The 23,262-nt window shown below is 32.7% G+C and carries 22 protein-coding genes; 9 read left to right on the top strand and 13 right to left on the bottom strand.

From position 1 onward, the window contains the following. Nucleotides 1-68: 68 nt before the first annotated feature. From fumC to SD960_RS23365, 3 genes are all read right to left on the bottom strand, one after another. A complete protein-coding gene (gene fumC, locus SD960_RS23375) occupies nucleotides 69-1,454 on the bottom strand; it encodes a class II fumarate hydratase (RefSeq protein WP_318806286.1) in 1,386 nt (461 codons plus the stop codon). Between the two features lie 769 nt (nucleotides 1,455-2,223). After that, a complete protein-coding gene (locus SD960_RS23370; protein WP_318806284.1) occupies nucleotides 2,224-4,674 on the bottom strand; it encodes an outer membrane beta-barrel family protein in 2,451 nt (816 codons plus the stop codon). A gap of 95 nt (nucleotides 4,675-4,769) precedes the next feature. Continuing rightward, nucleotides 4,770-5,114: an arsenate reductase family protein gene (locus tag SD960_RS23365; RefSeq protein ID WP_318806283.1), complete on the bottom strand. Its 345-nt coding sequence runs from the start codon at nucleotides 5,112-5,114 to the stop codon at nucleotides 4,770-4,772. Nucleotides 5,115-5,273: 159 nt separating this feature from the next. Between SD960_RS23365 and SD960_RS23360 the strand changes: the two genes are divergently transcribed. Beyond that, nucleotides 5,274-6,206 carry a CPBP family intramembrane glutamic endopeptidase gene (locus SD960_RS23360; RefSeq protein WP_318806282.1) on the top strand — a complete coding sequence of 311 codons (933 nt, stop codon included), beginning with the start codon at nucleotides 5,274-5,276 and terminating at the stop codon, nucleotides 6,204-6,206. A 7-nt stretch (nucleotides 6,207-6,213) separates the two neighbouring features. Beyond that, nucleotides 6,214-7,254 carry an AMP-binding protein gene (locus SD960_RS23355; RefSeq protein ID WP_318806281.1) on the top strand — a complete coding sequence of 347 codons (1,041 nt, stop codon included), beginning with the start codon at nucleotides 6,214-6,216 and terminating at the stop codon, nucleotides 7,252-7,254. Nucleotides 7,255-7,372: 118 nt separating this feature from the next. Here SD960_RS23355 and SD960_RS23350 read toward each other — a convergent pair whose 3' ends face one another. The 3 genes from SD960_RS23350 to SD960_RS23340 form a co-directional block, all read right to left on the bottom strand. Beyond that, a complete protein-coding gene (locus SD960_RS23350) occupies nucleotides 7,373-8,587 on the bottom strand; it encodes an RsmB/NOP family class I SAM-dependent RNA methyltransferase (protein WP_318806280.1) in 1,215 nt (404 codons plus the stop codon). 147 nt (nucleotides 8,588-8,734) lie between these two features. Continuing rightward, on the bottom strand, nucleotides 8,735-10,699 hold the full coding sequence (locus SD960_RS23345; RefSeq protein WP_318806279.1) for a KUP/HAK/KT family potassium transporter: 1,965 nt from the start codon (nucleotides 10,697-10,699) through the stop codon (nucleotides 8,735-8,737). Nucleotides 10,700-10,830: 131 nt separating this feature from the next. Next, nucleotides 10,831-12,117 (bottom strand): hypothetical protein, encoded by a 1,287-nt coding sequence (locus tag SD960_RS23340; protein ID WP_318806278.1) that lies wholly within the window; start codon nucleotides 12,115-12,117, stop codon nucleotides 10,831-10,833. A 121-nt stretch (nucleotides 12,118-12,238) separates the two neighbouring features. Here SD960_RS23340 and SD960_RS23335 point away from each other — a divergent pair, with 121 nt between their 5' ends. Beyond that, nucleotides 12,239-13,300 (top strand): oxidoreductase, encoded by a 1,062-nt coding sequence (locus tag SD960_RS23335; RefSeq protein WP_318806277.1) that lies wholly within the window; start codon nucleotides 12,239-12,241, stop codon nucleotides 13,298-13,300. A 248-nt stretch (nucleotides 13,301-13,548) separates the two neighbouring features. Here the strand turns inward: SD960_RS23335 and SD960_RS23330 are convergent, their stop codons facing one another. The 5 genes from SD960_RS23330 to SD960_RS23310 all read right to left on the bottom strand — a co-directional run bounded on the left by SD960_RS23330 (nucleotide 13,549) and on the right by SD960_RS23310 (nucleotide 16,608). Beyond that, nucleotides 13,549-14,007, bottom strand: coding sequence for a sensor of ECF-type sigma factor (locus tag SD960_RS23330; protein WP_318806276.1), 459 nt, complete (start codon nucleotides 14,005-14,007; stop codon nucleotides 13,549-13,551). 13 nt (nucleotides 14,008-14,020) lie between these two features. Next, nucleotides 14,021-14,437 (bottom strand): hypothetical protein, encoded by a 417-nt coding sequence (locus SD960_RS23325; protein WP_318806275.1) that lies wholly within the window; start codon nucleotides 14,435-14,437, stop codon nucleotides 14,021-14,023. A 33-nt stretch (nucleotides 14,438-14,470) separates the two neighbouring features. Continuing rightward, a complete protein-coding gene (locus SD960_RS23320) occupies nucleotides 14,471-15,013 on the bottom strand; it encodes a sigma-70 family RNA polymerase sigma factor (protein WP_318806274.1) in 543 nt (180 codons plus the stop codon). A gap of 65 nt (nucleotides 15,014-15,078) precedes the next feature. Next, the gene (locus SD960_RS23315) at nucleotides 15,079-16,230 is read right to left on the bottom strand and encodes an SRPBCC family protein (protein WP_318806273.1); all 1,152 of its coding nucleotides are present in this window, start codon (nucleotides 16,228-16,230) and stop codon (nucleotides 15,079-15,081) included. 189 nt (nucleotides 16,231-16,419) lie between these two features. Next, nucleotides 16,420-16,608, bottom strand: coding sequence for a hypothetical protein (locus SD960_RS23310; RefSeq protein WP_302097424.1), 189 nt, complete (start codon nucleotides 16,606-16,608; stop codon nucleotides 16,420-16,422). Nucleotides 16,609-16,691: 83 nt separating this feature from the next. Between SD960_RS23310 and SD960_RS23305 the strand changes: the two genes are divergently transcribed. Beyond that, the gene (locus tag SD960_RS23305) at nucleotides 16,692-17,072 is read left to right on the top strand and encodes a nucleoside triphosphate pyrophosphohydrolase family protein (protein ID WP_115846607.1); all 381 of its coding nucleotides are present in this window, start codon (nucleotides 16,692-16,694) and stop codon (nucleotides 17,070-17,072) included. 59 nt (nucleotides 17,073-17,131) lie between these two features. Here the strand turns inward: SD960_RS23305 and SD960_RS23300 are convergent, their stop codons facing one another. After that, complete coding sequence (locus SD960_RS23300) at nucleotides 17,132-18,202, bottom strand: branched-chain amino acid aminotransferase (RefSeq protein ID WP_318806272.1); 1,071 nt, start codon at nucleotides 18,200-18,202, stop codon at nucleotides 17,132-17,134. A gap of 311 nt (nucleotides 18,203-18,513) precedes the next feature. On the opposite strand from SD960_RS23300, the gene mnmD reads away from it, so the two are divergent. Next, complete coding sequence (mnmD, locus tag SD960_RS23295) at nucleotides 18,514-19,179, top strand: tRNA (5-methylaminomethyl-2-thiouridine)(34)-methyltransferase MnmD (RefSeq protein WP_318806271.1); 666 nt, start codon at nucleotides 18,514-18,516, stop codon at nucleotides 19,177-19,179. A gap of 165 nt (nucleotides 19,180-19,344) precedes the next feature. Further along, nucleotides 19,345-19,542 carry a hypothetical protein gene (locus tag SD960_RS23290; RefSeq protein ID WP_042563115.1) on the top strand — a complete coding sequence of 66 codons (198 nt, stop codon included), beginning with the start codon at nucleotides 19,345-19,347 and terminating at the stop codon, nucleotides 19,540-19,542. A gap of 31 nt (nucleotides 19,543-19,573) precedes the next feature. Here the strand turns inward: SD960_RS23290 and SD960_RS23285 are convergent, their stop codons facing one another. After that, entirely contained in the window at nucleotides 19,574-20,518 is a 945-nt protein-coding gene (locus SD960_RS23285; RefSeq protein ID WP_042563114.1) for a LysR substrate-binding domain-containing protein, read from the bottom strand. Nucleotides 20,519-20,628: 110 nt separating this feature from the next. On the opposite strand from SD960_RS23285, the gene SD960_RS23280 reads away from it, so the two are divergent. The 3 genes from SD960_RS23280 to SD960_RS23270 all read left to right on the top strand — a co-directional run bounded on the left by SD960_RS23280 (nucleotide 20,629) and on the right by SD960_RS23270 (nucleotide 23,252). Continuing rightward, entirely contained in the window at nucleotides 20,629-21,108 is a 480-nt protein-coding gene (locus SD960_RS23280; RefSeq protein ID WP_042563113.1) for a Dps family protein, read from the top strand. Between the two features lie 204 nt (nucleotides 21,109-21,312). Next, nucleotides 21,313-21,525, top strand: a complete 213-nt coding sequence (locus SD960_RS23275) for a hypothetical protein (RefSeq protein WP_318806270.1) — start codon at nucleotides 21,313-21,315, stop codon at nucleotides 21,523-21,525. 77 nt (nucleotides 21,526-21,602) lie between these two features. Then, the gene (locus tag SD960_RS23270) at nucleotides 21,603-23,252 is read left to right on the top strand and encodes a SulP family inorganic anion transporter (protein WP_318806269.1); all 1,650 of its coding nucleotides are present in this window, start codon (nucleotides 21,603-21,605) and stop codon (nucleotides 23,250-23,252) included. Nucleotides 23,253-23,262 lie beyond the last annotated feature (10 nt).

The raw sequence follows: 23,262 nt of genomic DNA, 5'->3' as shown, positions 1-23,262 counted from the left end.
ATCTAAAATCTAAAATCTAAAATCTAAAATCTAAAATCTAAAATCTAAAATCTAAAATCTAAAATCAATTAAACCATCTCCTCCGGTTTCACCCAGGCATCAAAATCATCTGGAGTTACATAACCCAAACGAACGGCTTCGTCTTTAAGAGTAGTTCCGTTTTTGTGTGCGGTTTGAGCGATTTCGGCTGCTTTATAATAACCAATTTTAGTATTTAAAGCCGTAACAAGCATTAATGAATTGTCAACTAATTCTTTGATGCGTTTGTAGTTAGGTTCAATTCCCTGAGCACAATGCTCGTCGAATGAAACACAAGCGTCGCCCAATAATCTGGCAGATTGAAGGAAATTAGCAGCCATAACAGGTTTAAAAACATTCAGTTCATAATGTCCCTGCATTCCACCAACGGCAATTGCCATGTCATTTCCAATAACTTGTGCACAAACCATCGTTAAAGCTTCACATTGTGTTGGATTTACTTTTCCGGGCATAATAGAAGATCCGGGTTCGTTCTCTGGAATATGAATTTCGCCAATTCCGGAACGTGGGCCAGAAGCCAGCATTCTAACATCATTGGCAATTTTGTTTAAAGAAACGGCCAATTGTTTTAAAGCACCGTGCGTTTCAACAATGGCATCGTGAGCGGCCAAAGCTTCAAATTTATTCTCTGCAGTTACAAAAGGATGATTGGTAAATTGCGCAATATATTCGGCCACTTTTACGTCGTAACCTTTTGGAGTATTCAATCCGGTTCCAACGGCTGTTCCGCCTAAAGCGATTTCAGACAAATGGGCTAAAGTGTTTTTTAAAGCTTTTAATCCGAATGCTAATTGAGCGGCATATCCAGAAATTTCCTGACCCAAAGTTAATGGTGTTGCGTCCATAAGGTGCGTACGACCGATTTTTACAACGTCTGCAAATTCTTTCGCTTTCGCGGATAAAGTAGCGTGCAGTTTTTCGACGCCGGGAATTGTAGTTTCTACAATCATTTTGTAAGCCGCAATATGCATTCCGGTTGGAAAAGTATCGTTGGAGGACTGCGATTTATTTACATCATCATTTGCTTTTATAAATTGTTCGCCTTCGCCAATTTCAAAACCTTTAACAACCTGAGCGCGATTTGCAATCACTTCATTTACATTCATGTTGCTTTGCGTACCTGAACCGGTTTGCCAGATTACAAGCGGAAATTGATCGTCTAATTTTCCTTCTAAAATTTCATCGCAAACAGCTGCAATTGCATCACGTTTTTCGATTGGCAAAACGCCCAAATCGTGATTGGCATAAGCGGCCGCTTTTTTAAGATAAGCAAAACCTTCTATAATTTCCTGAGGCATAGATGCCGATGGACCAATTTTGAAATTATTTCTGGAACGTTCTGTTTGTGCACCCCAATATTTATCGGCAGGGACCTGAACTTCGCCCATGGTGTCTTTTTCTATTCTGTATTTCATTTTTGTTGTATATATGATTATTGTTTGTTGTTTGTTGTGTAAATGGGACGCGGATGACGCTGATTTACTTCGTAAAAACGCTGATTAAAACAGATTTTTTATTTTTGATGTTTAAAATTTCTTTTGAAAACGATTGCCTAGCCCTGATGGGAGGGAAAATCCTTTTGTGCCGGGGTTCGGCACAAAAGATTGGAAGGACAGCAGGAAACAGCTCCTGAAAACACTCATAATGTTCTTGTTTAGATAGTTAAATAATTATCGTGAAAAACCCTTATTTAAAATGAGTTTAAATATACGGATAATTGTGATTTTACGAAAATTGATTTGGATTTTATTGCTAACGAAAAATATAAAACTTACATTTGTCCTTACATTCAAAAATTCCGGAAAACATGTTTGAATTTTCACAGTACTTAGGTTTTTTACTTTTCTTGACCATACTAACTATAGGGTTTTGGTTGATGTTTTTCTTAGTTGGTTTCGTATCTTATTGGGTTACGGGCGCTAGCTGGGAAATGTTCAAAGAGAAAAGAGCAAAGAAAAGACAAGAACAATCGATTTAATTTTAAATTGATTTCATAAAAAAGGACCCGTTTTACGAGTCCTTTTTTTTATGCAAAAAAAATAAATTCCACTTTTTTAAATTCCAAATTCCAGTAAAAATAAAATTTCAATAAAAGAAAATTCTAAATTCCAATTTTCTAAAACCTTAATTATAAAGTCTTAGTAATTGAAATTTGGAATTTAAAAAATTTGAATTTAATTTAAGTTATCCTGGAAATTCTCCTCCGCCTTCTCCGCCGCCTTCATTGTTTTTAGGCATGTTTTTATCTCTTTCACCTTTTGCTTTGTTGAAACGGTACGTGAATGACAAATTAAACTGACGTTTACGGAATTGGAATTCACTGTATGAATTTACATCATCCAGATAGGTGTAAGATCTCATTTTTCTGGAATTAAAGATATCGCTGATATTGAATGCAATTGTAGCTTTGTCTTTTAATACATCTTTGCTAAAAGCTGTATTCATTCCGAACATGCCTAAATTCTTACCTTGGGCTGTTTTTTGTTCTCCATTATACATCCCTGTCAACTGCCAGTCAATTTTGTATGGTAATGTAACTTTAGAATTCACTCTTGCAAACCATGAATTAGCCTGATTGTCTAAATTCTGAACAATAAGATTTCCTTGTGTATCTGTATAGCTGTTTTCTCCAGTTGTTTTTACATTAAAAAAGTTGAAATTACTGTTTAATTTCCACCATTTAAATGGTGTATAATTAAAGGTAAATTCGAAACCAAATTTTTGCTCCTTTCCTAAGTTAATAGGAGAACTTTTGATTACCGGAACTCCATTAACTTCATCTCCTGTAGGAGATCTTACAAAGCTGAAAACATCTTTTGTATCTTCAAAATATGCAGAGGTATTAAAGGTTACTTTATCCCATCTTTTGATGTATCCAATGTCATATTTGTCTGTTAAAGAAGGGTCTAAGTCTGGGTTTCCCTGAAAGATATTAATGTTGCTGGCATAGTTTACTGCGGGGTTCATAAAGCGACCTCTTGGTCTGGATAAACGCTTGCTGTAACTTGCTGAGAAATTACTTTGATCTGAGATTTCGTAACTAATAAAAGCACTTGGAAATAAGTTGTTGTATTTTTTAGTATTAAAATCGCTGTTGTCTAATAAGTTAACTTCGATATTAGTGTCTTCCCATCTTAAGCCAAATAAATAAGAGAATTTATTTACTTTAAAGCCATATTGTGTATAGAGCGCATTGATGTTTTCTTTGTATTCTAAGGTATTAGATAAATTAGTGTTTACGACACCTTGACTATCTGTTACATTATAAACATTATTCAAATCACCAAAGCTTCCTTTATAACCAGCTTCAAACTGACCGCCTTTACCCAGAGGCAATACATAATCAGCCTGCAATAAGACCTGCTTTTGAATTTGATCATTTAAAGTTGTATCAAATCTTGGTGAATCTGTAATAGTACTATTACTGTCGTCTGTATTTCTTGAAATAGAAAGATCGGCAGTTAATTTATGCCCTTTATCGTTGAAGTTTTTTATTAAGTTTGAAGTAAATTCTAGATTTTCACTTTCCGTATCACCATTATTTAAACGATACGTGGTTCCTGTAAAAACTCTGTCAGCATCATAATTATAATAGTTGATCAAATCCCTGTCTTCACCATTATTTTTTTGGTAATTGATGGCATTTGTCCAAAATGTTGTAGGAGTTAGTGTCCACTCAACTCCAGCTCTTCCGTTAAATCCATTTCGGGTACGTTTGGTATCACGATCTTCGTCTAAGAAGCTTTTTGTGGTACCATCCGAATTAAGATATTCTGAATTTGTCTGGCCGGCTCCTTCATTTGTTCTATAGTTGTAACCGGCAGTTGTGAAATAGTTTAATTTTTCTGTTTTATAATTCACATTCGCAGTTAATCCATAAGTTTCAGGTAAACCGGTTGATGCAATTAAAGTACCATTAAAACCTTGATTTTTTCCTTTTTTAAGGACAATATTAATGATTCCGGAACCACCTTCAGCATCATAACGAGCCGATGGGTTTGTAATAACTTCTACTTTATCAATAGCATCTGCCGGAAGCTGACGTAAAGCTTCGGCAACATTGATAGCGTTTGAAGGTCTTCCGTCAATTAAAATACGGATATTATCACTTCCTCTTAAGCTTACATTTCCTTCTGTATCAACAGAAACCGAAGGAACGTTATCCAAAACATCACTTACAGTTCCGCCCTTAACGATCATATCCTGACCAACGTTGTAAACTTTTTTATCTAGTTTTATTTCTACTGTCGATTTTTCGGCACGAACTACAACTTCATTCAACTGAGCCGCATCTTCAGACAGGTTTACTACACCTAAATTAGTATCATCCTCAATGCTTTTTTGTTTAATTTCGTTTGCTTTAAACGAAATAAACTCAATTTTAATGTCGTAAGTTCCAGGTGCAACAGCAACTTCAAATTCACCTTTCGGGTTGGTTATTCCTCCGGCAATAACTTTCGTATCGTTAGGCGCCATTATCGAAATTGTTGCATATTCAAGTGGTTGTTTACTCACTTTTTCGAAAACTTTCCCGGTAACTTTTACCTTGTTTCGTCCCGCGGGTGGTTGTTGCGCATAATTGTAAAAACTTGTAAAAAGCAATACAAGTAATACAGCAAATTTGATTTGTTTCATTGTTTTTTCTGGTTTCTTTTTCTTTTTAGACCGCAAATGTAGCTTTTGGTTTAAAGAGAAAAATCACAAAAAAATGTTAATACGCTTCTTTATAATCAATCTAAAAAGGCAGCAACCAAATCAGGATCTCTTCCTATAATAGCTTTCCCGTCTTTTACCACAATTGGACGCTCAATTAAAATAGGATTTTCAATCATCGACTGAATAATTTCATCATCATTCATTGTTTTCCCTTTATAATTTTCGATCCAAATTTTTTCTTTAATTCTCACTAATTGAATAGGTTGCAAATCTAATTTTTGTAATAAAGATTTTAATTCCTCAAAAGATGGCGTTTGCGTTAAATACGGAATAATTTCATATTCCTGATTTGACTGATCAATAAATGCAAGACAAGTTCTTGATTTTCCGCAACGCGGATTATGATAAATTTGTATCATTTTGTTAATTTTAATATGTTGTAAGGCAGTTAAAGTAAAATTTAGGTATTTTAGCTACACCAAAAGTAAGATTTACTTATTTATCATATATCTTTTAAAAGCAATAAATATATCATAACTTTAAAAGATATTATTTCTCATTTTTTAAATTTTTAATATATGTTTTTAGAACAAGGAATTAAGCCCGAAAATAAATTTTGGAAATACCTTATTGGATCAGTCATTATTATTACGGCATCGTTTATTGGTCAAATTCCTTTTTCTGTCGCAGTTCTGTATAAAAGTTTTAAAGATAAAGCTGTTTTTCCAACGGATAATGCTGAAGTAATGAAAATGTTTGAACCCAATCTGACCTTGTTTTTGGTGATGATATCTTTTGCCTTTGCCTTTGCGGGAATTTATTTCGTTGTAAAATACCTGCACAATCAAACTCTTTTGTCTATTACAACGTCACGTCAAAAAATAGATTGGGAGAGGGTTTTCTTTTCCTTCATTTTATGGGCGATTTTTTCAGTAATTAGCTTTTTTGTAATTTATTTCAGGGCTCCGGAAAATTTTGTGTGGAATTTTAAATTAGTTCCGTTTTTAATTTTGGTAGCTGTTGGTTCTATTTTAATTCCGATACAAACCAGTACCGAGGAGTATGTTTTTAGAGGATATTTAATGCAGGGATTTGCCAATTTATCTCTAAATAAATGGTTTCCATTATTGATGACTTCACTAATTTTTGGATCTATGCATGTTTTTAATCCTGAAGTAACAAAGATGGGATATATCATTATGATTTATTACATCGGTACGGGCCTCTTTTTGGGAGTAATTACTCTTATGGATGAAGGAATGGAATTGGCATTAGGTTTTCATGCTGCTAATAATTTGGTAGGTGCTTTATTGGTAACTTCAGATTGGACGGTTTTTCAAACACATTCTGTTTTTATAGATTTATCAGAACCATCTGCGGGTATGGATGTTATTCTGCCTGTGGTCGTGGTTTATCCTATTTTGCTTTTTATTTTTACTAAAAAATACAATTGGAGCAACTGGAAAGAAAAATTAACTGGAAAAATAAACGTAGTAGAATCATCAAATTAAATAATATATGTTACAGTTAACACATAAAAATGTTCACAATTATTTTAAGATAAACGGATATCATTTAACGGCAGCTGAATTGCGTCGCGTGGGTTATGATTATATAAAAGAAGGCGATGCAAATGATAGAGCGATAGGAGAGTTTTTATTGGATTGGTTCGATGATAAAGATTATATCGAAATGAGAACTTCGGGAACAACGGGATTGCCAAAAGTGGTAAAACTGCAAAAGCAGGCCATGATTCAATCTGCATTGGCTACCGGGGATTTTTTCGAATTAGAGCCTCGTGACAAAGCTTTACTTTGTTTGCCGGTAAAATTTATTGCCGGTAAAATGATGCTGGTTCGCAGTTTTATTTTAGGCCTTGATTTAGATATTGTTGAACCGAGCACGCATCCATTAGCTTTAAACACAACTAAATATGATTTTGTTGCAATGGTGCCTTTACAAGTTCAAAATTCAATTGAAGCTTTGCAAAATGTTAAAAAACTGATTGTTGGCGGAGCCAAGATGGATTCATCTCTTGAGGAAAAAGTTTTACCTTTAAAAACAGAAGTTTATGAAACTTATGGTATGACGGAAACCATTACTCATATTGCTGCAAGAAGGGTAGGAGAAAACGTTTTTACCGTTTTGCCAAACGTGAAAATTACTCAGGACGATCGAGGTTGTCTTGTTGTCACTGTCGATACGATTTCTGAAGAACCAATAGTAACTAATGACTTGGTAGAAATAATAAGAGAAAATCAGTTTATTTTTTTAGGAAGAATTGATAATGTTGTCAATAGCGGTGGAGTAAAATTGATTCCGGAGCAAATAGAAGCAAAGCTGATTGATAAAATTAATTCCAGATTTTTTGTAACAGGAATTCCGGATACTGTTTTGGGTGAAAAATTGATTTTGGTTGTCGAAGGTGAAAAACAAGATTTTGCATCTGATTTTTTTGACGTTCTGGACAAATATGAAAAACCAAAAGAAATTGTTTTTGTTCCAAAATTTAAAGAAAACGAAAATGGTAAATTATTAAGAAAACCGAGTTTAGTATAAAATTCCAATAAAAAAAATCCCAAATTCCAATTTTACAGTTGGGATTTGGGATTTAATTTTTTGAGATTTAATCTAATAATTGGAATTTGGAATTTATAAATTTTGGAATTTTATTTCCTTATTCCTTTCTTTCCAAAAGTGCCATATAAAAACCATCAAACCCAGATTCTGAGGCTAAAATTTTACGGTCTTTTATAAAACTAAATTGTTTTCCTATTTCAGTTTTCAGGAATTTTTCAACCTGCTCCTGATTTTCCGATGGTAAAACAGAACATGTTGCATAAACTAATTTTCCGCCTGGTTTTACAATTTTAGAATAACTTTCTAAAACTTCAGATTGAACTTTACGAATGTTGTCGATAAACTCAGGCTGTAATTTCCATTTTGCATCAGGATTTCTTTTTAGTACTCCTAAACCACTGCAAGGCGCATCAATTAAAACTCTGTCTGCTTTTTCGTGTAATTTTTTGATCACTTTTGTAGTGTCAATAATACGATATTCAATATTAAAAGCACCATTTCTTTTGGCTCTTAACTTCAATTGTTTCAATTTACTTTCGTACAAATCCATTGCAATCAATTGTCCTTTGTTTTCCATCAAAGAAGCAATATGCAATGTTTTTCCACCAGCTCCGGCGCAAGTATCTACAACACGCATTCCTGGTTTTACATCCAGAAAACCAGCCACTAATTGTGAGTTGGCATCCTGAACCTCAAAAAGGCCTTGTTTAAAAGCGTCTGTTAAAAACACATTGGCTCTTTCTTTTAAAACTAAAGCTTCCGGCTGATCTTTTAAATATTCTGTTTCAATATTTAAATCCATCAACGTATTTCTCAGGTTTTCTTTCGTTCCTTTAAGTGTATTTGTTCTTAAAATAACTTTAGCAGGCTGGTTTTGAGCAGCGATTTCTTTAGACCAAACTTTTTCGCCTAATTCTTTTACACCCAATTCATCCATCCAGTCCGGAATAGATTCTTTGAATGCTCTAACTTTTGAAAGTTCGTCAAAACGTCCTTTTATTTTTCTTTCAGGTGTTCCTTCTAATTGTTTCCAATCCGGAATTGGATATCCTCTTAAAACTGCCCAAACAGCAAACATTCTCCATAAATTCTCTCTGTCAAATGGTTCTTTAACTTCGGCAATTTCAGCGTATAATCTTTTCCAACGAACAATTTCGTATATTGTTTCAGCAACAAACTTCCTGTCAGAACTTCCCCAACGTTTGTCTTTTTTTAAGGCTCTTGCTACCACTTTGTCTGCATATTCTCCTTCATTGAAAATTGCATTTAAAGAATCGATGGTAGTATAAACTAAATTTCTGTGTAATCTCATTTTTATTATTTGAGTTGCAAAGGTACTATTAATTGATTGAAAGTTAAATTTTTAATTCTAATTGTGGTTTCAACTTTCATTAAAAAGAAAAAAAACACTCTAATAAAGTTTAAAAGAGTGTTTTCTGAATTTATTTTGGAATAACTTTTATTTTATAATTCGCGTTAATCCAATATTTTCCGGCGCATGAAGCACCATTGGGAATTTCTCTATTTTTACAGAACTACTATCTAAACCGAAAGCTCTTTCTTCAGACAAACTTAATTTTTTAATGAAGAAATAAGAATTCATGATAATATTCTCGTGCCATCTTAAATCGTTGTCGTTTGATAAAAACTTCTCAGACAATACAAATTTAAAGTCGCCAATAATATTGTTTTTGTTTAATGATTCGTAACGGCTTGTAATATCTACTTCGCCATTTTTTACCATATCTCTGATTACTTCACGAAACATCAAATTGATTTTTGTTGGCTCTCTGAAACCTAAATTAAAATCAACTCTGTAAATATCGTCTTTTGCAATTTCAGTTACTTTGTATTGTGTTTTGTATGGTTCAGTTAAAATATTTACATGTACAAACCAGTAAATGTCAGCTCTTTTAGGACGTTTTTGTAATATAGAATACATTACTTTTTGTTCTAATTCGTCAACACGATTGGCATTGGTCATATAAACTAAATGCGTAGCATATTTTGGTATCGATAAATCTTTGCTTAGCTCAACTAATACTTTTTTGTAATCGTCAATCTTAACGATTTTAGTGTAGTTTTTATTGATTTTTTTAGCCAGATACCAAATGGTCATGATCGAAATCAAAATTGCTGCTATGATTAAAGTTACGTAACCACCTTCGGCAAATTTGGTAACATTGGCAATCAAAAAGCTAAATTCGATCAATAAATAAACAGTTATTAATGGAACCATGAAATACAATTTTATTCTTTTCATGATTAAGTAATAGTTCAGCAAAATAGTAGTCATGATCATACATAATACGATTGCTAAACCGTAGGCATGCTCCATATTACTTGATTTTTCGAAGTGAAGAACGATTCCCACACAACCAAAAAACAATAACCAGTTAATAGACGGAATATACAATTGTCCTTTTACTTCAGTAGGATATTTGATTTTTACTTTTGGCCAGAAATTCAATCGCATGGCCTCGTTAATCAAAGTAAACGATCCGCTAATTAAAGCTTGAGACGCAATTACTGCCGCCAAAGTTGCTATAATAATCCCCACAGGCTGAAACCAATCCGGCATGATTAAGTAAAATGGATTTCCGTTTTCTCCACCCAAAGTCTGTAAAGTTTGACCTTCATGGTGAATTAAATAAGCTGCCTGTCCAAAGTAGTTTAATACTAAAGTTAGTTTTACAAAAATCCAGCTTATTCTAATATTTTTTCTTCCGCAGTGCCCCATATCTGAGTACAAAGCTTCGGCTCCGGTTGTACATAAAAATACTAGACCAAGAACGAAAAATCCTTCCGGATGTACTTGCAGTAAATGATAAGCATAATAAGGGTTGATGGCTTTTATAACCTCAGGATGTTGTGTAATTTGAATAACTCCTAAAGTTCCCAGCATGGTGAACCAAATTAACATCATTGGTGCGAAAAACTTACCAACTAGCTTAGTACCAAATTGTTGAATTGTAAATAAAACAAATAAAATTCCGATAACGATGGGAATAGTATTTATTTCAGGATAGTACGTTTTTATTCCTTCTATAGCAGATGATACGGAGATGGGCGGTGTAATAATTCCGTCTGCCAGCAAAGCGCTACCACCAATAATTGCAGGAACAATAAGCCACTGAATTTTTGTTTTTTTGACTAGTGCATATAAAGCAAAAATACCACCTTCGCCGTGATTGTCAGCGCTTAAGGTAATAAGTACATATTTTATAGTAGTTTGTAATGTTAATGTCCAAAAAACACATGAAATACCTCCTAAAACGATATCCGCAGTAATGGCATGTTCGCCAAGGATGGCTTTCATTACATACAATGGAGAGGTACCAATATCTCCATAAATAATTCCTAGTGTGATTAATAAACCCCCAATAGACAACTTACTGTGTAAGTTTTTATGTGCTGCGCTCATGTATATTTTTATAAAAGACGGTTGCAAATTTACTGTTTTAAAACAAATTAGCGGTAATTAAAAGTAAAAAGATAAAAAAAAGCACAATCGTCAAATTGTGCTTTAATTTTTTATTAAGAAATAAGAATTTATTAACCTCTTCTTCCTCCGCCTCTTGATGAGTTAGATCCGCTTTCTCCTCTTTGCGGCTGGCTGCTTCTTGATTCCTGGCTAGCTCTTGGAGATTCAGAACGTTGCGTATTTTGAGGACTTTGTGCTCTTGATGAATTATTATTAGAACTTGATCTGCTGCTTTCAGAATAACTTCTTGATGGCTGTGTCTGTTGAGGCACAGAGGCTGGTCTGCTTGAATTTGATCTGTTTTCAGAATAACTTCTTGTAGGCTGCGTTTGTTGAGAAGCTGTAGAAGTTCTGTTTGTATTAGATCTGTTTTCGCTTGAATATCCTCTTGATTCAGTTCTTTGTGTATTATTTTCAACTCTTGAAGGAGTACTTGTCGTAGCCGAATTATTTCTACTTGTGTTAGCTCTTTCAGAATTGTAACTTCTGTTTGTTGCTGATCTGTTTTCTGTGTAATTTCTGTTTGTTGTTGCTCTGTTGTCAGAACCGGAAACTCTGTTAGAATTAGTTCTGTTTGTGTTATATGTATTTGAACCTCTGTTTGTTTCTCTGCTTGCAACACGTCTTTGATCTAACTCATAACGGTTGTTTACATTTGAATGTCTTTGAGAGAAACCATAGTTAGGGCGCATTGTTTCATAACCATAACTACGTCTTGTTTGATAAATAACAGGTGCTCTGTAACTTCTACGTGTGTTTACATAGTTGTAGTGGTTGTTTACGTTGATACAAACATTAACGTTATTTCTATATCTGTAAATTGGGTAAGGTCTCCATGCAGAATAATATGTTGGATAAACATTCCATCCCCAAGTTGAATAATATGGTCTGTAATTCGTTACCCAAAACGAAGTATAAATTACTGGTGCTACACTATACACAGGCTCGTAAATGTAATTGTCTCCATATAAATAACTGTTACCCACAACCTGAACGACAACTTTATTAGAATTGTCTCTTTCAATATCTATAGTTGCAATATCCTGATACACATCACGGTCAAGCACAGCTTGAATAATTACGACGTGAGTTCTGTCTTCTACAGATTCTATTACACGTAAATAATCGACCTGGTCGTCACCATTTAAGTCAAGGTTTGAAATTTGATATTTAGGATCGTTCAATCTTCTTTCAAAATCCTGAAGATTATCTGAATCTCCAAACATAGAGGCAACAGCTCTAAGGTCAAGGTTGTCACTTATATCTGAATTTTTTGCATAAACAGTAGTTTGGCTTTGCGCTTTACAAGATCCAAAACCTATTGCTATTAGCGCTATTATAAGTAGTTTCGTTTTCATGATAAAATCATATTAAGTTTAATATTGTTGGATATCCAATTACTGTGCCAGAAAAATAAATGAAAGCTCTTTTATATGTTATAAATAATTGTATTTTAGCAATAAAAAAAAACTAATCTATATGAAAAAAGTACTTTTATTTTGCACTGTATTTGTTTTAATAGTGTCTTTTAAAACACTGAATTACAACGAACAACAAGCTTTAGCTGGTGGTTTTACTTCAGTTCAGATAGATACTTTGTTTAAGGATAAGATTAGCATCAGAGCCATCTTAATTGATAAAAATAAAGTGTGGTATGGGGGAGATAATTCTCGCTTTGGCTATTATGATTTAGATAAAAACGAAAAATTTGAAGAACATATTTATCGTGATACTTTAAAATTAGAATTTAGAAGTATCGCACAAAATTCACAAAACATATACTTATTAAGTGTCGGAAATCCCGCTTTGCTTTATCAAGTTTCTAAAAAAACACAAAAAGTAAAATTAGTTTATAAAGAAATCAATACGAAAGTTTTTTACGATAGTATGCAATTCTGGAATGATAAGGAAGGTATTGCAATTGGAGATCCAACAGAAGATACATTTTCAATCATTGTAACCCGCGACGGTGGTGAAACATGGACAAAATTATTGTCAGATAAATTGCCAACAAACTCACAAGGAGAGGCGGCTTTTGCAGCAAGTAACACCAATATTGTAATTAATGGAAATGATACGTGGCTGGTTTCAGGAGGAAAAAAAGCACGTGTTTTTTACTCTGCCGATAAAGCAAAAACGTGGAAAGTTATTGAAACTCCAATCGTGCAGGGAAAAGCAATGACGGGTATTTTTACAGCCGATTTTTATGATTCTAAACACGGATTTATTGCCGGAGGAGATTATGATCTTCCAAATAAAAAAATAAACAATAAAGCTTTCACTGTTGATGGAGGATTGACCTGGACATTAATAGGTCAGGAGTTGGGTTTTGGATACGCGTCTTGCATACAATATGTTCCGGGCGGAAATGGCAAAGAAATTATATGTGTTGGTTCAGAAGGTATACAATACTCTCAAAATGGTGGTGAAAACTGGACACAATTATCTACAGATTCAACACTTTTTACAATTCGTTTTGTTAATAGAAATACGGCTATTGCTGCAGGTTTTAACAAAGTAATCCGACTTCGATTTAAATAGTAGTTTATGTAACTAACGATTTTACCGCAAAGTTCGCAAAGTATTTTATCTAACCTTATGTTTAGAAACACAAAGTTCGCAAAGCTGTTGATTTAGCTTTGCGAACTGTGCGTTTTATAAAGACCAGTTTATAAAAATTTTGCGTGCCTTGCGGTTAAATTAGTCTTTATTAATTGCTTTAAAATAACAAGACCCCTAAATAATAAAGTAAGTATTATTATATAGGGGCCTTGTCGCTGTTGTTTCTTTTATTCTTTTTTGGCAGCTTTATCGCGATATTGTTTTAGCAATTTGCGGTTAAAATCATCTTCAGATTTTTTAAGCTTTAGTATTTTTTTTGCCGAAAGGACTTTTTTAAGATTCGTCATGTATTTTTCACGCAAAAGATACAATTCTTTATCAGTGCTTTCTATTTGTGCCAAAAGTGTTGCTGCGTCTTTTTCAGATAAAATATTGATATTGTCATCATCCAATTTTCGCAAATACATTTTCATTTTATCATGACGCAATTCAAATTGTTTGTCGTCATAAGTATTGTAAATAGGCCAGAATTTTTCTGCTTCTGTTGAAGTAAGTTCCAGTTCTGTCGTTAAAAAAGAAACTTTATAAGCTTTTATTTTTTCGCGTTTTTCGTCTTTATCACTTTGTGCATAAAATGAAAAACTTACTAAAAACAGCAGAATCGGTAGTATATTTTTGATTTTCATCTTTTAAGTTTTTTTATTCTGAAATTAAATTTTCAATGTTTGGATTTGAAGATAAAATATCTTCCAGTGTTTCCTGTTCAAGAGCAACACTTTTATTAAGTTTATCAATGTCTTTTGTATCCAGTTCTTTAATTAAATCATATTGATTCAAATTAGATTGATAAGTTAAATAGGTTTCCAAAGTAGCTTCGTCAAGTTCTTTTGATGTATTGTTGTAGTTGTTTACTATCGGAATCAATAATCCTATAAAAACAACTGCAGCAGCAAGCATCGAGAGAACGCTTTTACGTTTGTAAATCGGAATTACTTTTACCTCTTTCGTTTCGTTAATTTGCTGTAAAACTTTTGCTGAAAAATCATCAAAATAATGATCCGGAGTTTTAAATCCAGTTGTTATTTTCGGTTCGTTTTCTAATTTAAATGTTTTCATAATGTCTATAAGATATGTTTTATAACAAAAGGTTTAATTTGATGTAACATATAATTCGATTTTTTTTACTGCATGATGATAAGATGCTTTGAGTGCTCCAACCGAAGTTCCCAGAATTTCTGCGATTTCTTCATATTTTAGTTCCTGGAAATATTTCATTTTAAACACCAATTGCTGCTTTTCAGGCAATGTTACAATGGCTTTTTGAAGTTTAATCTGAATCTCATCACCATCAAAATAAGTATCGGCTTTTAAATTGTCGATTGTTTTATTTTGTAAAGCTTCAGAAGTTATTCCGTTTAATTTTGCTTTTTGGCTCAAAAAAGTCAATGCTTCATTGGTTGCAATACGATACATCCAGGAAAAAAGCTTACTTTCTCCCTTAAAATTTTTTAAATACTGAAAGACCTTCACTAAGGTATTTTGCAAAACGTCATCGGCATCATCATGATTCAAAACAATATTTCGAACATGAGAATACAGTGGTTTTTGATAATCAGACACGAGTTTTTGAAACGCAATGTTTTGCGTTTTAGGATCTAATAATTGTGCGATAAATTCCTTCTCGTTTGTCAAGCTTTATCATTTAACTTATTAGAATGAATTTAAAACAAAAGGTTTAATTTGCCTTTTATTTATTTTTAGAATTCAGATTGCTCTTCTTCTTTTGCAGCTGGAGGTGTAGTTGTTGTAGCAGCTGGTTTTTGTTGTGCCGGTGCTTGTGTTTGGGTTTGCGGACTGTAAACCGGAGTTTCAACCGGAACGGGAACTACTTTAGGTTTTGTTGGAAAATAAATTTCAGTCACTAATTTTGACGGACTTTTTACATCCAATTTACTAACTGTTAAAATTTCAAGATGCGACCATCCCAATTCAGGAACAATTTTTTCATTGTTTATAAAAGCTCTTGTTTTTGTAATTGCTTCATTAGTATGTGAATAATCACCCGTTAATGTGGTTTTTACAGCTTCGAAACTATTTAATTTTCCAGCTAAAATATCACTTCCTGCACTTATCGAAATTTCTTTATTGATTGGTAAACAAATAGAAATTTTTGCAAGGCCTGTCGTTGTGTCGTAAGTATGGTAGATAATAAATGGTTTTCCATTATTATGCAATCCGTTAGTCTGGCTAAAATGAATCAGCTTCGGAATTACGACTCTGGCATTTTTATTTACTTTAGAGATTTCACTCGTAAAAGTTTGTTTAATATAAGGAGTCTCTGTTTTTTTAACAACACCATTTACTTTTACAGTAAAAGTTTTAGTTTCGTAATCTAAGTTTTTGTCAATGTTAGCAAGACTTTTTTCATAGATAGTACCAATAACATTATCAGATCCGCCGTTTAAGGCCGTATAGACTTTAAACAAGAAACTCATTGTTCCTTTGGCTTTCCAGGTTACAACAGTTTTACCAGCCAATGTATCTTTAAAAGTCCAGTTCACATCAGCTTCTGTACCGTCAAATTTCATTTTTTGCTGAATACTCTCGCCGTCTTTTGTTTTAAGCGTAATAGCACTTCCTATTCCTTCAGCGCCTTCCCATGAATAGGAAGCTCCGTTTCCGATAGTTTTATTTGGAAAAGTCATTCTCATTGAAGGATCTTCCAGAGACCATGATTCAAAATCTTCATAATTTCTAAAATCATTTACATAGTTATAAACTGTAGCTCGGGGTGAATTAATCACCTTGCTTCTCTCAATAGAAAAAATTCCTTTTTGAGTAGCAACAAATACAGTTAGGGCAACTAGAGTAAGTAATGATAGTAGAAATAGATATTTTAAAATCTTCATCGTGCAGGTTATTTGGTTCGTAAAGTTATAAATTTTATTACTAGTCTGGCGAATAGCGCAAAAATAAAACGGTACTTTTTTGTTATGATATAATCATTAAAAATTTAGGCAGAACGGGAATTAATAAATTTAAGTATAAATCTCAGACTTCTGTTTTTATATTTTTAAATATAGAAATAAATTCCGGAATTACCTTTTAAAAAAGATTTTGATGACAAATAAAATCGCAATAAAAAGTAAGAAACCAATTAATACTTTGTAATTTCCTTTGTAAAAAATTTTGTGCAGTGCAAGATCTTTTCGGTAAGCAAAAATCATAACTATTACAAATGCGATAAAAAAACAGATTGCGAATATTAATTGTCCCTGACTAAACATAAAGTTGAAATTATTTTTGACAAATTTAGAGAATTGTATATGAATAGTTGCTAATTTGGTACTCCATTTAACTAAATAAAATCATGAAGAAACAAATAGATGCTGTAAAAGAATTTCATACAGCTTTTAAAATAGGACACAGCGAAACACCAATTGCAGATTTGGGCGAAACCAAAAAATACCTTCGTTATAATTTAATGAAGGAAGAAAATGAAGAATATCTTGATGCAGTGCAAAAAAATGATTTAGTCGAAATTGCTGATGCTCTTGGAGATATGATGTATATTTTGTGCGGAACCATTATCGAACATGGTTTGCAGGATAAAATGGAAGCCATTTTTGACGAAATTCAACGCAGCAATATGAGCAAATTAGGCGAAGATGGACATCCTATTTACAGGGAAGACGGAAAAGTAATGAAAGGTCCGAATTATTTTAAACCTGATTTTTCGAAACTGTTATAAAACAGAAAACCCGACAAATTTTAAATCTGTCGGGTTTTTTATTTTGAAATATCTTTCGATTATTGAACTTTTACAGTCCAGCCAAAAGTATCTTCGGATAATTTATTTTGAAGATTTGTTAGTTTTTCTTTTAATAAAGAAGCATATGAATTTTCAATTGGATCCATTTCATAATAAACATCCTGATAAGAGAATCCTTTGATAACGCTAATTACGGCAGCAGTTCCGGCTCCAAAAATTTCTTTCAAAGATCCGTTTTTAGCAGCTTCTACCAATTCGGAAACAATAACAGGACGAACTTCTACATTTAATCCTTCTTTTTCTGCCATAGCAATTAAACTTTTTCTGGTAACACCATCCAAAATTCTTTCACTTGTTGGAGCAGTCAATAAAGTATCATTAATTCTAAAGAAAACGTTCATTGTTCCCGCTTCTTCTAATTTTGTATGCGTTGCATCATCTGTCCAGATAACTTGTTGAAAACCATCTTTGTTTGCCAAATTAGTTGGATAAAACTGTGCGGCATAATTCCCGGCCGCTTTTGCAGCACCAATTCCACCATTTGCAGCTCTACTATAGTGCTCAGCAATAATTACTTTTACTTCACCACCATAATATGATTTTGCAGGAGAAAGTAAAATCATGAATTTATATTCGTCAGACGGATTTGCAATAACACCAGGTCCTGTAGCAATCATAAAAGGACGAATATACATACTGCTTCCGTTTCCTCTCTGAATCCATTCCTGGTCGATTTTCAATAATTCATTTAAACCTTCCATGAAAATATCTTCCGGAACTTCAGGCATTGCCATACGAACCGCAGAATTGTTGAAACGTTTGTAGTTTTCATCAGGTCTGAACAACCAAACATCATTGTTTTCATCCTTATATGCTTTCATTCCCTCAAAAATCGCTTGTCCGTAATGGAAGACTTTTGAAGAAGGATCCATTAAAATAGGAGCATAAGGCTTAATGACAGGATTTTGCCACTCTCCATTTTTAAAATCACATTCGAATAAATGGTCTGTAAAAACAGCACCAAAGCTTAAGTTTTCAAAATCTACCTGGCTTATTTTAGACGAAGTAGCTTTTCTGATTTCAATTTTGCTTGTTTGAGTTGTACTCATAGTAATGTATGTTTTTTATGTAATGCTCTCATCTCAATAAAAATGAATCTAAAGTGATGATTTGGTGTTAAATAGGTTTTAATCAATGCAAAATTAAGTAAAATTATATAATTTACTTAGTAAAACTGCATTAATTCCTGCGTTTAATTGAGATTTATTTATCTTATAATAAACGGAAATAAAATACTTAGTTTTATAAAGAATTTATGAAAAAACAATCGAATTTTAAGGCTTTACGCATTTGTTTTGAGTAATTTTGACTAAGAAAATGGATTTTAAACGAATAAAATCCTGCTAGTAATCTCAAAAAAGTGGAAAGAGAAATAATTAAAACGCTAGATGGTTCAACGACAATTCATTTGAAAGAATGGGATGAATGTTACCATTCTAAACATGGTGCAATTCAGGAAGCAAAACACGTATTTATAAAAAATGGACTTTCATTATTTGGTGATAAACCCGTTTCGATTCTTGAAATTGGTTTTGGAACCGGACTTAATGCTTTTATTACTTTTCTTGAATCCAATAAAAAACAGCAAAAAATGGATTATGTGGGGGTAGAAGCATATCCTGTTGATGCAAGCGAAGTTTTGGAAATGAATTATGTTACGGAACTCGGCGCATTGGAATTTGATAACATTTTTGAAAAAATGCATAAATGTGAATGGGATATGAAAACCGAAATTAGCGCCAGCTTTTCGTTAACTAAAAGGAAACAATTTTTTGATGAAATAGACGATTATGAAATTTTTGATTTGATTTACTTTGATGCCTTCGGATATAGAGTTCAACCGGAGTTGTGGAGTACAGAAATTTTTCAGAAAATGTATAATAGTTTAAAACCAAATGGTGTTTTGGTAACTTATGCTGCCCGAGGAGTTGTAAAAAGGAGCATGATTTCGGTAGGATTTACCGTAGAAAAGTTAGCTGGACCACCAGGAAAACGTGAGATGTTTAGAGCGACTAAAAGCACTTAAATCAGTTATTTAGAATAATTCTATATTGATTTATATTTATTAAGAAAACGGTTTCGTTGCTAAAATTTTTAAAAAAATAAGTTAAAAAGCATCTTTATATGTGATATTTGTTTACATTTGGTGCGAGTTTAAAAATATAAATAACCCCCATATTCATATTTTATTATGTCAAAAATGATGTTTGATTACACGAAATCAATACTTGAGAGAGTAAGTTTCGATCCGATACTTTTCTGTAAAGAACTAGAAAAAGCTATCAAAACGCTGTTACCATACGAAATGGAACAATTACAAGAGTGGTTATTAAATTTTATTATTGAAAAACCAGAACTAAAACCAAGTTTACTACTCATCAAAGTATAAAAAAAGGAGCCTAATCAGCTCCTTTTTTATTTTATTTCTTTTGATGCAGCGGACTAATGATTTGTACGTTTTGAAAAACAATTGCCCCTTTTACAACTCCGGCAATTGTAGATCTAAGAGCGTCAATGATTTGCATTTTTAATTCGCTCTTTGGGTAAATTAAACTTACCTCGCGGGCAGGTTTTGGTTCCTTAAAGTTTCGTAGTTTCAGTTTATCGGAATCTTTCAAATCTAAGGTGTGCAAGTACGGAAGTAACGTTGTGCCCAAACCTTCATCGGCTAATTTTATAAGGGTTTCAAAACTTCCGCTTTGAATCTGAAAATTATTTTGTTCGACATCGGTTCCGTTTTTGCATAAATTCAAAATCCCGTCTCTAAAGCAATGCCCATCCTGTAAAAGCAAAATTTCGTTGATGTTTAAATCGGCAACTTCAATTTCGTCCTTTTGAAAGTTAGCATGCTGTTCGGGAATATAAGCGACAAACGGTTCGAAGTATAAAACGATTTCTTTAATTTTTTCATCTTCAAGTGGAGTAGCAGCAATGGCAGCGTCAAGATGACCGTTTTTTAATTTTACAATAATCTCATCTGTATTTAATTCTTCAATTAAAAGCTTCACTTTTGGATATTTCTTGATAAAATTATTTAAAAACATAGGTAAAAGCGTTGGCATAATGGTTGGGATAATTCCTAAACGAAATTCTCCACCAATAAAACCTTTTTGCTGTTCTACAATATCTTTAATTCTATCAGCTTCATTTACAATATTTTTGGCCTGATTTACAATCTTTTGACCTATATCTGTAAGTTGGATTGGTTTTTTTGTTCTGTCGAAAATTAAAATATTCAATTCTTCTTCAATTTTCTGAATCTGCATACTTAATGTGGGTTGGGTCACAAAACATTTTTCGGCAGCAAGGGTAAAATTTTTATGTTCGGCTACAGCTAATACATATTGTAATTGAGTTATCGTCATTTTGATAGTAATTTTTGATACAAAAATAAGAAAATATAATTTTTTTTTATACTTTTTTTAAAGAACTTCCTCTAAATTTGTAGGTAAGTTACTGTAAAAACAATAAAAACATGAAAACAAATATTTTAGGATTACCTGTAAAAGAGTCAGAGTTATTAGTAAAAGAGCTAAACGTTTTATTATCAAACTTTCAGGTTTATTATCAAAACTTAAGAGGAATTCACTGGAATATTAGAGGAAAACGTTTCTTTGATTTACATGTGAAATTTGAAGAATTATATACAGATTCACAATTGAAAATTGATATGATAGCCGAAAGAGTATTGACCATAGGAGGGACTCCGTTGCATACTTTTGAAGATTACATTCAAAATAATAAATTAACAGTTGGTAAAAATATTTCAAATGATGAAAAAGCAGTGCACTTAATTGTTAATTCATTATCTGATTTGTTAAAAATTGAAAGAGAAATTCTTAATAAAGCTGCAGAAATTAATGATGAAGGAACAAATTCTATGATGAGTGATTTCATTGCCGAACAGGAAAAAACAATTTGGATGATGAATGCCTGGCTTGAAGAAGAGTTGTAAAAAGCTCTCTATAAAGAAATTAGAAACAGAATGGTTAATTAAACATCATTCTGTTTTTTATTTTTGTTAAATTTCTATAAAATTTTTCGTTCTTCGCTTTGATTTTATTTGTTTAACGCTATTTTTGCCTCAATGAAATTAGTTGCTCGCATATTATTATTCATATTTATTGCCTTCTTATCAACTCCTACAGTCGTAACGTTGATGAAGAAATGCAATAATACGTCTGTATCTTTCAGTTTTTCTGAAGAAGAGCATTCACATAAAGAACTTAAAGCAACTGTTCATCCGGCAATACTTCAACATGAAGTTTTATTGCCCGCTTATATTGAAAAAAGAACAATAGTTTCTGAAAATATTGCTAAACTCGATAATATTTCTCAGAGCATTTTTGCTCCACCTCCCAACTTGTCATAATACTTCCGATTATTTAAAAAACTGTATTCTATTGTAATACGGTAGATCTTTTATGTATCAATTATTAGTATTGTATTATGTCAAAAAAAATTAATCTTTTTGCCAACCTTAAATCTGATTTTGCTTCAGGTTTAGTGGTTTTTTTGGTGGCTCTTCCGTTGTGTTTAGGTATTGCAATGGCTTCTGGAGCGCCTTTATTTTCTGGAATTATCGCAGGTGTTATTGGTGGTATTGTGGTTGGGTTTTTAAGCCAGTCACACGTTAGTGTATCTGGTCCCGCAGCTGGTTTAACAGCTATAGTTTTAACCGCAATCACTGATTTTGGTGCCTTCGATGTGTTTTTAATGTCTGTTTTTATTGCCGGGGCAATTCAGTTAGCATTAGGATTTTTAAAAGCCGGAAGTATTTCAAATTATTTTCCAACCAATGTTATCGAAGGAATGTTAGCGGGTATTGGTATCATTATCATCCTGAAACAAATTCCGCATGCTTTTGGTTACGATGCTGATTTTGAAGGTGATCAGGCATTTATTCAAAATGATGGAAGTAATTCATTTTCATTTTTATTCGATGTTATCAATCATATTCAGCTAGGAGCGGTTGTTATTTCATTAGTTTCGCTGGTAATTTTAATTTCCTGGGATAAAGTTCCTTTTTTAAAACGATTAAAATTAGTTCCGGGTGCGCTTATTGCTGTTATTTTAGGAGTAGTTTTAAATGAAATTTTCATTTCAACCGGAAGTAGTTTAGCAATTGGAAAAGAGCATTTGGTTTCTTTACCTGTTCCAAAATCTTTTGATGAGTTTAAATCTATCCTAATCACGCCAAACTTTTCTGCCGTAACAAATCCACAGGTTTGGGTTGTTGGTGTTACCATTGCTATTGTGGCTTCTATCGAAACTTTGTTGTGTATTGAGGCTTCAGACAGAATGGACGTTCAAAAACGTTATACTGATACCAATGTGGAGCTTAGAGCACAGGGAATTGGTAATATAGTAAGTTCACTTTTAGGAGGTTTGCCAATGACATCTGTTGTGGTAAGATCTTCAGCAAATAACAATGCGGGTGCAAAATCTAAAATGTCGGCCATTATTCATGGTGTACTTTTATTAGTAAGTGTTTTGTCTATTCCGGCACTTTTAAACAAAATTCCGTTGGCTACTTTGGCAACAGTTTTGATTTTAGTTGGATATAAATTAGCAAAACCAGCAACGTTTTTCCATTTCTGGGAAAAAGGAAAATATCAGTTTGTGCCTTTTATTGCCACTTTAGTATTTGTTGTAGCAACAGATTTATTAAAAGGTGTGGCATTAGGAATTATCATCAGTATTATTTTTGTATTGAGAGGAAACCTGAAAAGAGCATACAGCTTTAAAAAAGAAGAATACGAGGACGGAGATGTTATTCATATTGATTTGGCGCAGGAAGTTTCATTTTTGAACAAAGCGGCAATAAAATTAACATTGAGTGAAATTCCTGAAAACTCAAAAGTAATCATCAATGCGCATGATACGGAATATATTGCTCATGATGTTCTTGATTTAATTCGTGAGTTTAAAGAAACCCGTGCGATTGACGAAAATATTAAGGTAAAACTGAAAGGTTTCAAAAAAGCGTATCAGTTAGAAAATACGCCGGATAATAGCAATCACGTTTCGATAGAACATTATTATGATGTTGCAAAAAGAGCGTTGGTTAAGAAAGAAGTTACAAAAGAAGAATTTTAAAACAATTAAA

This window comes from Flavobacterium sp. MMLR14_040 (genome assembly GCF_033657265.1).
Taxonomy (GTDB): Bacteria; Bacteroidota; Bacteroidia; order Flavobacteriales; family Flavobacteriaceae; genus Flavobacterium.
This window is presented reverse-complemented; position numbering and strand designations above follow the sequence as displayed.